General features: G+C 64.5%; 8 protein-coding genes and 1 tRNA gene. 4 read left to right on the forward strand and 5 right to left on the reverse strand.

Annotated elements, in window-relative coordinates:
* A partial coding sequence (locus Q8O80_RS10705; RefSeq protein ID WP_305579461.1) for a Tex-like N-terminal domain-containing protein occupies positions 1-1,754 on the reverse strand: 1,754 nt, incomplete at its 3' end.
* A 243-nt stretch (positions 1,755-1,997) separates the two neighbouring features.
* Between Q8O80_RS10705 and Q8O80_RS10710 the strand changes: the two genes are divergently transcribed.
* From Q8O80_RS10710 to Q8O80_RS10720, 3 genes are read left to right on the forward strand one after another with little or no spacing between them, the layout of a single operon-like run.
* On the forward strand, positions 1,998-2,723 hold the full coding sequence (locus Q8O80_RS10710; RefSeq protein WP_305579462.1) for an ABC transporter ATP-binding protein: 726 nt from the start codon (positions 1,998-2,000) through the stop codon (positions 2,721-2,723).
* A 5-nt stretch (positions 2,724-2,728) separates the two neighbouring features.
* The gene (locus tag Q8O80_RS10715; RefSeq protein ID WP_305579463.1) at positions 2,729-5,086 is read left to right on the forward strand and encodes an ABC transporter permease; all 2,358 of its coding nucleotides are present in this window, start codon (positions 2,729-2,731) and stop codon (positions 5,084-5,086) included.
* 4 nt (positions 5,087-5,090) lie between these two features.
* The gene (locus Q8O80_RS10720) at positions 5,091-6,272 is read left to right on the forward strand and encodes an efflux RND transporter periplasmic adaptor subunit (protein WP_305579464.1); all 1,182 of its coding nucleotides are present in this window, start codon (positions 5,091-5,093) and stop codon (positions 6,270-6,272) included.
* Positions 6,273-6,383: 111 nt separating this feature from the next.
* On the opposite strand, the gene Q8O80_RS10725 is transcribed toward Q8O80_RS10720, so the two are convergent.
* The 3 genes from Q8O80_RS10725 to Q8O80_RS10735 form a co-directional block, all read right to left on the reverse strand.
* Positions 6,384-6,476, reverse strand: a tRNA-Ser gene (locus Q8O80_RS10725).
* Between the two features lie 173 nt (positions 6,477-6,649).
* The gene (locus tag Q8O80_RS10730) at positions 6,650-7,345 is read right to left on the reverse strand and encodes a glutathione S-transferase family protein (RefSeq protein WP_305579465.1); all 696 of its coding nucleotides are present in this window, start codon (positions 7,343-7,345) and stop codon (positions 6,650-6,652) included.
* 98 nt (positions 7,346-7,443) lie between these two features.
* Positions 7,444-7,884 carry a glyoxalase superfamily protein gene (locus Q8O80_RS10735; protein ID WP_305579466.1) on the reverse strand — a complete coding sequence of 147 codons (441 nt, stop codon included), beginning with the start codon at positions 7,882-7,884 and terminating at the stop codon, positions 7,444-7,446.
* Positions 7,885-8,222: 338 nt separating this feature from the next.
* Between Q8O80_RS10735 and Q8O80_RS10740 the strand changes: the two genes are divergently transcribed.
* The gene (locus Q8O80_RS10740) at positions 8,223-8,993 is read left to right on the forward strand and encodes a sulfite exporter TauE/SafE family protein (RefSeq protein ID WP_305579467.1); all 771 of its coding nucleotides are present in this window, start codon (positions 8,223-8,225) and stop codon (positions 8,991-8,993) included.
* A 109-nt stretch (positions 8,994-9,102) separates the two neighbouring features.
* Here Q8O80_RS10740 and Q8O80_RS10745 read toward each other — a convergent pair.
* Positions 9,103-11,139, reverse strand: a 2,037-nt coding sequence (locus tag Q8O80_RS10745; protein ID WP_305579468.1) for a molybdopterin-dependent oxidoreductase, incomplete at its 5' end; no start/stop codon positions are given.

Genomic DNA, 11,139 nt, shown 5'->3' on the forward strand with positions numbered 1-11,139 from the left:
TCGCGGCCGCAGGCGGCAACAATCTTGCGCGCCACGCCATAGGCTTCCGGATGCACCGAAGACGCGTCGAGCGGCTCGGCGCCATCGGTGATGCGCAGAAAGCCGGCGCTCTGCTCAAAGGTGCGCTGCCCCAGGCGCGGCACCTCGAGCAGGGCCTTGCGTGAGCGGAATGGGCCATTGGCGTCGCGGTGGGTGACGATGGCTTCGGCGACCGATGGGCCAAGGCCGGAAATGCGCGCCAGCAGCGGGGCCGAGGCGGTGTTGAGATCAACGCCCACCGCGTTCACCGCGTCCTCGACCACCGCGTCGAGCGAGCGGCTGAGGCGATGCTGATCAATATCGTGCTGATACTGACCGACGCCGATCGCCTTGGGCTCGATCTTGACCAGTTCCGCCAGCGGATCCTGCAGACGGCGGGCTATGGAGACAGCGCCGCGCAGCGAGACGTCGAGATCGGGGAATTCGGCGGCGGCCAGCGCCGAGGCCGAATAAACCGAGGCGCCGGCCTCCGAGACGATGACCTTGGTCGGTTTTGCGCCCGGCAGGCGCTCGATGAGATCGGCCACCAGCTTTTCGGTCTCGCGGCTGCCGGTGCCATTGCCGATGGCGATAAGCTGCACGCCGTGCTGCTTGACCAGCGCGGTGATCGCCGCCTGGGCGCCGATGACGTCGTTGCGGGGCTGGAAGGGATAGACGGTATCGGTGGCGAGCACCTTGCCGGTGGCGTCGATGACGGCGACCTTGACGCCGGTGCGGATGCCGGGATCGAGCCCCATGGTGGCACGGGCGCCAGCCGGTGCCGCCAGCAGCAAGTCCTTGAGATTGCGGGCGAAGACGGCGATGGCTTCCACTTCGGCGCGTTCGCGCAATTCGACCATGAGATCGATGGAGAGCGAAACGCGCAGGCGCATCCGCCAGGCCCAGCCGGCAACCTCGCGCAGCCACTGGTCTGCCGCACCATTGCCCTGGGCCTGGAGTGCCGCCGCAACAAATCGCTCGGCTGGTTTGACCGGGTCGGTGGCGTCGGCGTCCACCTCGATATCGAGGCTGAGAAAACCCTCGTCCCGGCCGCGCATCATGGCTAGCGCCCGGTGGCCGGCCACCTTGTTCCAGCGTTCGGCATGGTCGAAATAGTCGGAGAACTTGGCGCCTCCGTCCTCCTTGCCCTTGAGTACCTTGGCACGGAGCATGGCCTTGTCGCGCATATGGGCGCGCAGACGGCCGAGCAGAGCGGCATTTTCCGACAGACTCTCGACAACGATATCGCGGGCGCCCTCGAGCGCTTCCTTGGTGCCGGGCACCTCCTCGGTGACATAGGCGGCGGCCAGTTGAAGGGGATCGGCGCTGCGATTGGCCAGAATCGTCTCGGCCAGCGGACCCAGGCCGCGCTCGCGGGCGATTTCGGCCTTGGTGCGACGTTTGGGCTTGAACGGCAGATAGAGGTCTTCGAGCTCGGCCTTGGTGCCGGCACCGGCCGCGGCAGCGGTGAGTTCGGGGGTCAGCTTGCCCTGCTCATCGATGGATGTGAGGATGGCGGCGCGGCGAGCCTCCAATTCGCGCAGATAGGTCAATCGCTCGGCCAGCAGGCGCAATTGCGTATCGTCCAGCCCGCCGGTCACCTCCTTGCGGTAGCGCGCAATGAACGGCACCGTGGCGCCGCCATCGAGCAGCTCCACGGCGGCACGCACCTGTTCGGGTCGGGCAACGACTTCGGTGGCGATCTGGGCGGCAATGCGGGTGTCGAGCTGGGACATGGATCTTCTTTGCGGTTCGGCTGGCGCGACCATAGTCGCCCCAGGCCCAGGCTCACACCCGCCACGCCACGATTTCCTCAACTGTGTGAATGGCGGCGGCCAAGGCCCTGGCGCCTCGTTCGCCCCGCGATCACCGGTCGCCGCCTTGTCGGCGCCCAGCCGGTCGGTCGGCGCCAGCATGACAGCGCCGCGCTCCTTGACCGAAATCAATGCGCCACCGCGGCGTCTTGCTAGGATTTTCCCATGGAAAGCGCGCCACCCAATCGTTCGGATTTGCTCCGGGTCACCAAGCTCACCAAGACCTACGCGGTCGGGGATGCTCAGGTCGTCGCCCTCGACGGGGTCGATTTCGTTGCTGCCAGTGGGGAGTTCGTTGTCATTCTGGGGCCATCGGGGTCTGGCAAATCGACCTTTCTCAACCTCATCGGCGGTCTCGACACAGCCAGCGCAGGGCAGGCATGGTTTCGTGACTGGCAGATCACCGGTGCTGACGACGCCGGCCTGACCCGCTATCGACGCAACCATGTCGGCTTCGTGTTCCAGTTCTACAATCTGGTTCCCAGTCTAACGGCCCGTGAAAACGTGCAGCTGGTCACCGAAATCGCCACCAATCCAATGGCGCCAGCGGAGGCATTGGCCATGGTGGACATGGCCGACCGGATGGATCACTTCCCTGCCCAGCTGTCCGGGGGCGAACAGCAGCGCGTAGCCATCGCCCGTGCCATTGCCAAGCGACCCGACATCCTGCTGTGCGACGAGCCGACCGGCGCCCTCGACTCCAAGACCGGCATTGTCGTGCTGGAGGCCCTCACCCGGATCAATGCGGAACTCGGGACCACTACGCTGGTAATCACCCACAACGCGGCCATCCGCACCATTGCCCATCGCGTCGTCAGTTTTGCCGACGGCAGGATTGCCGCTATCGACACCAATGCCGAGCGCCAGCCAGCCGCCTCTGTGCGATGGTGAGCGGTTTGAGTGCCCTGCACCGCAAGCTGTTGCGCGAGCTGCTACGCTTGTGGGCTCAGGTGCTCGCCATTGCCCTGGTCATGGCAGCCGGGGTGGCCACGCTGCTGATCGGCATCGGCACCTATCAGTCGCTGGAGCGTACGCGCGAGGCCTATTACCAGAGCCATCACCTCGCCAATGTATTCGCCACTGTCACACGGGCGCCCGGCTCAATGCTGGCGAAGATTGGCGCCATGGACGGGGTTCTGGCTGTCGATGGCCGTATCGTCAAGGTGGCGCTGGCCGATATCGAGGGGCTGGAGCAACCAGCATCGGTACGCCTGATCTCGCTGCCCCAGCAGCAGGCGGGTACACTCAATCGCCTCTATCTGCGCAGCGGGCGGCTGCCCGAAGCCGCCAACCACATGGAGGCGGTGGTCAGCGAGATCTTTGCCCAGGCCCATGGCTTTCGCGAAGGCTCGCAGTTTGGCGTCGTGGTCAATGGCGCCTGGCGGCAGGTGACCATCACCGGCATAGCCCTGGCCCCGGACCATGTCTATGCCATCGCCCCCGGCGAGATAACGCCCAATAGCGGCCGCTTCGGCATCCTCTGGGCGCCTGAGCGCACCCTGGCGGCGGCCTATGATCTGGGTGGCGCCTTCAATGCAGTCTCGGTGCAACTGGCGCCCGGCACCTCCGAGGACGCAGTGATTACCGAGCTCGACCGCCTGCTCGATCCGTTCGGCGCGCAAGGTGCCCATGGCCGCAGCCAGCTCACCTCCCACGCCTATCTCGATGCCGAATTGCAGCAGCTTCGCTCGATGAGCGAGGTGCTGCCGCCGGTGTTCCTGCTCGTGGCGGCCTTCCTCGTCAACATGACGCTGACGCGCCTGATCGCCCTTGAGCGCGAACAGATCGGCCTGCTCAAGGCCATTGGTTATTCCGGCCGCGCCATCGCCTGGCATTATGTCGAATTCGTGCTGCTGATCGCCATCATCGGCCTGGTCATTGGCACCAGCTTCGGCGTCTGGGCGGGCAACGCGCTCACCGAATTGTACACAAGGTTCTACAGTTTTCCCGTCCTCGTCTTCAGCCGCGAACCCAGCCTTTACGCCATTGCGGGCGGTATTACGCTGGCCGCCGCCGTGGTTGGCGCCATCCGTGCCGTCCGTGCCGCCGCCGCGCTGCCCCCAGCTGTGGCGATGTCGCCGCCGGCCCCGCCGACATACCGGCGGCATAGTACCCGCCGCCTGCACCTGCCACTGCGCCAGACCGGGGTCATGGTCATGCGTCAGCTGCTGCACCGACCCTGGCGATCAGGTGGCGGCATCGTCGGCATTGCCTTGTCGGTCGCCGTCCTCGTCGGCTCGCTCTGGTCGGTGGGCGGCGTCGAGTTCATGATCGATTATTCGTTCAACCGGACCGAGCGGCAGGATGCCATCGTCAATTTCACGTCCAGCAAACCGCTGGCGGCCACGGCCGAAATTGCCCGTTTGCCGGGTGTGCTGAGCGCGGAACCCTTCCGGGCCGTGGGTGTGGAAATCGGTCATGCCCAGGTGACGCGCCAGATTGCCCTGATGGGGCGTCCCGCCACGAGCCCCCTCACCCGCATTCTCGACGCCGATCTCAAGGTGGTGCCGATTCCGCCGCAGGGCGTGCTGCTGACACGGTCTTTGGCCGGCATCCTGGGCGTCAGTCCCGGCGACAGCGTCGATATCCGCCTCCTCGATGGAGAGCGGCAACGCCATCAGCTGCATGTGGCAGCTGTGGTCGAAAGCTATCTCGGACTCGGCGCCTATATGGACATGGCCGCCCTGCAGGCGTTGATTGGCGAGGGCAACCGCATTTCGGGCGTCAATGTCACCATCGACTCGCTGCACCAGTCAGAGCTCTTCGCTGCGCTCAAGCGCTCCCCTTCGCTGGGCCATATCTCCCTGCAAGCGGCCGCACTCACGCAGTTTCGCGCCACCATGGCGCAGAATATGTATGTCATGATCGCCGTCCTGGTGGGGCTGGCCAGCCTCATTGCCTTCGGCGTGGTCTACAATTTTGCCCGGATTTCGCTATCGGAGCAGGGGCGCGAAATGGCCAGCCTGCGCGTGCTCGGCTTTACCCGCGGCGAGGTCTCGGCCCTGTTGCTGACCGAAATTGCCATCCTGACGCTGCTCGCCCAGCCGCTGGGCTGGTTTCTAGGCGTGCTGGTCGCGCGCGGCATGGTGGAGGGTTTTTCCAGCGAGCTGTTCTCCATGCCGCTGATCATCGGCCCTGATGTCTTTGCCACCGCCAGTCTGGCCGTTATGGCCGCAGCGCTGCTGTCCGGACTCGTGGTCCGCCGCCGGGTTGACCGCCTCGACCTTATCGCCGTGCTCAAAACCAGGGAGTAGCCAAATGTGGAGCCGCCTTCTAACTCTGTGCATTGTCCTCTCGCTGGCCGCTGCCGCTGGCTGGGCCCTGTGGCCGCGCCCGATCGGCGTAGAGACCACCAGCATCGCCACCGGCAGCCTCGTGGTTACCGTTGATGAAGATGGCACCAGCCGCATCAGCGAAGTGTTCCATGTTTCGGCGCCCATTCTGGGTCGCCTGAAACGCGTGGGCCTGCATGTCGGCGATACCGTTACGCAGGGCCAAACACTTGTGAGCATGGAGCCAGTGGCTCCCGGCCTCCTCGATGAGCGGACGCGACGCGTTGCCGAAGCGGCGGTTCAGGCGGCCGCCGCGGGCGTCACGCTGGCAGAAGCCGGTCTGGCACAGGCCAGGGCAACCGACACCTTCGCCCAGCAGGACCTGGAACGGTCAATCCAGCTATCGGAGCGCGGTCTGGTGTCGACGCAGGCCCTGCAGCGGGCGAGGCTCGCGGCGGAAACTGCAGAGAAGTCCATGGAGGCGGCCGAAGCCACCCTGCAGATGCACCAGCAGCAGTTGCAGAGCGCACAAGCCGCGCTGATCCAGGGCGACACGCCCACAGTCGGTCCTTGCTGCGTCAATGTCGTGGCGCCGGTCACCGGGCGGGTACTCGCCGTCTTCTCGGAAAGTGAACAGGTGCTGCAGGCCGGTGCGCCGCTGATGGATATCGGCGACCCAGACCTGATGGAAATCCAGGTTGACGTGCTCTCCAGCGACGCCGTGCGCATCGTTCCAGGTGCCCGGGCCAGCATTGTGGATTGGGGGGGTGCGCCGCTGCGCGCTGAAGTGGCACAGATCGATCCGATTGCCACCACCCGGGTCAGTGCCCTGGGTATCGAAGAACAGCGCACGCGCGTGACGCTGCGCCTGCTCGATGGCCCCAAAAGTCGGGCCGGGCTCGGCCATGGTTACCGCGTTACCGCACAGATCGTCGTCTGGGAGGCGGCAGAGGTGGTACTGGTGCCCCTCGGCGCGCTGTTCCGCACTGGGGGTGATTGGTCGGTTTTTGTGGTCGAGAATGGCACTGCGCGGCTGCGGACATTGCGCCTGGGCCAACGCAATGGCGAACTCTCAGAAGTCACGGACGGCCTTGAAGTGGGCGAGACTGTAATCATGCATCCGGGCGATACGCTGACAGATGGTCGCAGCGTCGTGGCGGAACGCTAACAGCGCAACAGCGCTATGCCCCGCACCAGCGGCAGTATCGCTGCGCGACGGCACGCCAGCTGCCCTTGCAACGCAAGGACTTTCTGGGACTTCAATGACTTAGGGGGTGGATGGCGGAGAGGAAGGGATTCGAACCCTCGAGACAGCTCTAAACCATCTGCGCCCTTAGCAGGGGCGTGCCTTCGACCACTCGGCCACCTCTCCGAGGGGGTGGATAGCGGGCGGGGTGGACGAAGGCAAGCGGTTTTTGGCCAGAATGTCAGCGAGGCCACAGGATCGTTGCGCGCTGTCGGGCTGTCAGCAGTCCAAGGCAGCAAAATTGGGTCTGGGCGCGTCGACGCCGGACCGGAAATCCCCGGCTCTGACGCAGTGCCTGCCTAGCGCTGGTTGAACAGCACCTTCTGGGCTTCCTTGTCATTGGCGAGGTCGAGTGGCGCTTCCTTGCCGACATTGAGGCCCTTATGGACTGCAGGGCGGGCGTTGAGGCGCTCGACCCAGGCGGCGAAATTTTTCAGTTCGGCCGTGTCGATGCCATAGCGCTCCCAGGCCTGGGCCCAGCCAATGGTGGCAATATCGGCGATGGAATATTGGCCGGTGATGAAGTCCCTGCCCTCAAGCTGCTTGTCCAGCACGCGGAACAGGCGATGGGTTTCGTCGCTGTAGCGCTTGATGGCATAGGGCACTTTTTCAGGGGCATAGACGCTGAAGTGATTGTTCTGGCCGAGCATGGGGCCAAAGCCGCCAACCTGCCAGAACAGCCATTCATCGACCTTGACCTGTTCACGCGGGTCAGTGGGGTAGAACTGGCCGAATTTGAGGCCGAGATATTTCAGGATCGCGCCCGATTCAAAGATCGAGATGGGCGCGCCACCAGGACCTTCGGGGTCGACGATGGCCGGAATCTTGTTGTTGGGGGAAATCGCCAGGAACTCGGGCGTGAACTGCTCGCCCTTGCCGATATCGATGCGATGGTAGGTGTAGGGGACCCCCAGCTCTTCGAGCATGATGTGCACTTTCTGCCCGTTTGGCGTGGGCAGCGAATAGGCTTCGATAGGCTTGCTCTGGGTGGTCATGGCAGTTCCATTTGTCGTGACATTACCCAAGTTTGTATCGCCCAATTACGATGAAGGGCAAGGCAACAGCATGCTGCCTTGCCCTTGCAGGAAGATTTTCATGCCCGTTTGACGACCATTTGTGGCCGACCATTGCCACGCAGGGCCGGCGTCACACCGTGACGGTCCAGCGTGGCCACGACGCGGTGGCGCATGGCGGCGAACATGAAATCGGGCGTGACGTTGACGGGGGCGTCAAAGGTCACCGTGACAGTGCTGTGACCGCCATCGCCGAGCAGTTGGACGCCAATCACCTTGCCGGTGAAGGGCTGATCGAGATAGGTGCCCTTGACCCGACCGCCAACCTGGAACGGCACCAGCTCAGCATCGGGCAAGGCGGCCCGGGCGGTGTTCCAGTCGCGATAGCCATGGCGGCGCGCGATCTGCTCCAGGGCCGCACCATGGGTGAGGGTTTCACCGGCCGTGGCGCGCGTTTCGCGCAGGGTTCGGGCTTCAGATTTCAGGGTCTGGATGGACGGGGTATCGAGTGAATACGACATGACAGGATCTCTCATTTGCATGAGGCGTCTGGTGCATGGGAGCCCGCATTGCCATGAAGCGCCTCGCAAAGATGAACCTGGGTTCGCTTCTTGCTCGGAGACTGGACTTCACCATCGGAATTGCTTCCGGCGAGCGGCAGGTGCCAGTGACCTGAGCCCGATATGATACCGAGACCGGGGTTTGTCAACTGCATGGCTGGGCAGCGATCAGCGCCGCTGATGGGCGCGATCACATTTTTCGGTTGGGCAGATGTTGGTGGGCAGGCTATGGCCTGTCCCAATTCGCCGGAAGAATTCCGGCCTGCGCCGGGATGACACCGGGATGTAAGGACACTGCCATGGTTGAAACGCTGTTCCTGCTGATTGCCGGCCTGCTGGGCGGGGCGCTGAACTCGCTGGCGGGCGGGGGCTCGTTCATCGTGTTTCCGGCGCTGCTGTTTGTCGGCGTGCCGCCGGTGATGGCCAATGCCTCCAACACCTTTGCCGCCCTGCCCGGCTATGCCAGCGGCACCTTTGGCTATTGGCATGCCATGGCGCAGCACAAGCATCTGCTGGTGCTCTATGGGGTGGTCGCTGCGGTGTTTGGCTATATCGGCGCCGAACTGCTGCTGGTGGTGACCGATGCCCAGTTCGCGCTGGTGGTGCCCTGGCTGATGCTGTTCGCGGTGCTGTTGTTCGCGTTTGGCAATCAGCTGAATGCCTATGTGGCCAGCCATAGCGGTGGTGGACGGGGCATGAAGCTGCTGGGCAGTGGCCTGTTGCTGCTGTTTCTGGCCGGGGTGTGCGTGTATGGCGGGTTCTTCAATGCGGGTCTGGGCATTTTGCTGCTGGCGTTTCTGGCGACGGCAGGGATGAGCGACATTCACGCCATGAACGGGCTCAAACTCTATGTGTCCTCGATCGTGGCGCTGGTGGCGGTGGGGCGGTTTGCAGTGAGCGGTTCGATCGACTGGTACCATGGCTCGATCGCCCTGGTGGGCGTGGTGGTGGGTGGTTATCTGGCGGCACGAAATGCGCATCGGTTTCCGACCAAGGTGATCCGGGGCGCAGTGATTATCTACGGGCTGGTGATGACCGGGTATTTCTTTTGGGGGGCGTATGTCGCTTGAGTCCCAGCCCAAGCTGGATCGTTATCCTCGGGCTTGACCAGTTCGAAAGTGTAACGCCCTCGGGTCGAGCCCGGGGGCGATGCGCAGTGGGTGGGGCCAGCCATGTGCGTTACTGAATATCCGCCTTGCTGATCCACACCGCTGCATCATGGAATGTCGCGCCGCCAAAGGGTTTGGCGGGGCTGGCGCTGGTCAGGGTATTGATGCCCCTTCCGCCGCGATGCGCCCTGTTCTGATGCAGGCCTTCGGCGATCAGCACGCCGGTTGGCAGGCCGGGCCGAATCCGGGCCGTCAGATCAACCGTACCCCGGCGGTTACCGATGGTGACAAACTGGCTATCAGCAATGCCAAGGCGAGAGGCATCGTCGGGGTGGATAAAGACGGCGGGCGGGCCCTCGCGCTTCTGGCTGCCGGGGGTCTCGTTGAAGGTCGAGTTGAGGAAACCGCGCGCCGGGCTGGTGGCGAGGCGGAACGGGTGTTCTGCGTCGGTCGGCTCATTGATGGCCCAGTGGTCGGCAAAGCGCGGCAGTTCGGCGGGATCACAGGTCCAGAGGTAACCCTTCTTGTCGGCCACGGCCTGCCAATCGGGCTCGAAACGGAAGCGCCTGTCGGGCCAGGCAAAGCCGTTGGCGAAACGGGCCACGGCGTCGGGGCGTTCGCGGTCGACAAAGCCGGTCTTTTCGACCTCCTCCAGAGCGGGATAGCCCGAGCGGCGGAAGGTATCGGCGACGACCTCGCGGTCGGTGGCGCCGAAGCTTGGATCGGTCAGGCCGAGGCGCAAGGCCAGGGCGTTGATGACCTCGTGATTGGAGCGGGTTTCGCCCGGGCGGGTGATGACCGCCGGGCCGTAGAGCACGCGGGTATGGCCGCCGCGGGTATAGTAGTCATTGTGTTCTAGGAACATGGTGGCGGGCAGCACGATATCGGCCAGTTCGGCGGTTTCGGTCATGAACTGCTCGTGCACGACGAGGAACAGGTCCTCGCGTTGCAGCCCGCGCCGGGTCAACGTCTGGTCAGGGGCAACCGAGGCCGGATTGGTGTTCTGCACGAGCATCGCCTTGACCGGACCGCCGCCTTTGAGGGCTTTCGTATCGCCGGTCAGCACCGGGCCGATTTCGGACATGTCGAGCCAGCGCGGCTCGCCCTTTTGCAGCGTGGCGCCGGTAAGGCGCGACTTGTCGAGCGCCCAGGTGCCCGAATTGGAATGGAAGGCGCCGCCGCCGCGATGCTGCCAGGCGCCGGTCATGGCCGGGATGCAGAGCGCGGCATGCATGGCGGTGGCGCCGTTGCGCTGGCGGGTAAAGCCATAGCCGAGGCGGAAATAGGAGCGCGGCGTGGTGCCGACGAGATGGGCGAAGGTGGTGATCTCGGCGGCGGTAAGGCCGGTGATCCCGGCGGCCCATTCCGGCGTCTTGCTGGCGAGGTGAGCCTCGAAATCGGGGCCGAAATCGGTGAATGCTTCCATATAGGCACGGTCGGCGAGGTTGTCGCGCAGCAGGATATGCATGACGGCAACGGCCAGGGCACCGTCGGTGCCGGGGCGCAGGATGAGGCCGAGATCGGCCTGGGCCATGGTGGCGGTCTGGTAGATGTCGATGACGACCACCTTGGCGCCCCGTTCCTTGCGGGCGCGCATGGCGTGGGTCATGACATTGACCTGGGTATGGACCGCATTGGTGCCCCAGATGACGACGCAGTCGCTCTCAGCCATCTGCTCGGGATTGACGCCGCCCAGCATGCCGGTGCCGGCGATATAGCCGGGCCAGGCGGTGCCGGTGCAGATGGTGTCATACTGGCGCGAATAGCCCTTGGCGGCGCGCAGCCGATCGATGCCGTCGCGGTGCACGTGGCCCATGGTGCCGGCATAGTAGTATGGCCAGATGGCCTCGGGGCCAGACTCGGTTTCGATCCGGGCAAAGCGCGCGGCGATCTCGTCGAGCGCCTCGTCCCAGCTGATCCGTTCGAACAGGCCGCTGCCCTTGGGGCCGGCACGGCGCATGGGGTGCATCAGGCGCTGAGGGTGATGGATGCGCTCGGCATAGCGGGCCACCTTCTCGCAGATAACGCCGGCCGTATAGGGATCATCCTTGGCGCCGCGAACCCGACCGATGGTCTGGTCATCGATGATGTCGATATCGAGGGCACA

It is taken from the genome of Devosia sp., assembly GCF_030689745.1.
Taxonomy (GTDB): domain Bacteria; phylum Pseudomonadota; class Alphaproteobacteria; order Rhizobiales; family Devosiaceae; genus Devosia; species Devosia alba.

Excerpts from the sequence above, each read along its gene's own strand:
- Q8O80_RS10710 (WP_305579462.1), top strand. The coding sequence starts at position 1,998 with ATGGAAAGCGCGCCACCCAATCGTTCGGATTTGCTCCGGGTCACCAAG.
- Q8O80_RS10720 (WP_305579464.1), top strand. The coding sequence starts at position 5,091 with ATGTGGAGCCGCCTTCTAACTCTGTGCATTGTCCTCTCGCTGGCCGCT.
- Q8O80_RS10730 (WP_305579465.1), bottom strand. The coding sequence starts at position 7,345 with ATGACCACCCAGAGCAAGCCTATCGAAGCCTATTCGCTGCCCACGCCA.
- Q8O80_RS10735 (WP_305579466.1), bottom strand. The coding sequence starts at position 7,884 with ATGTCGTATTCACTCGATACCCCGTCCATCCAGACCCTGAAATCTGAA.
- Q8O80_RS10740 (WP_305579467.1), top strand. The coding sequence starts at position 8,223 with ATGGTTGAAACGCTGTTCCTGCTGATTGCCGGCCTGCTGGGCGGGGCG.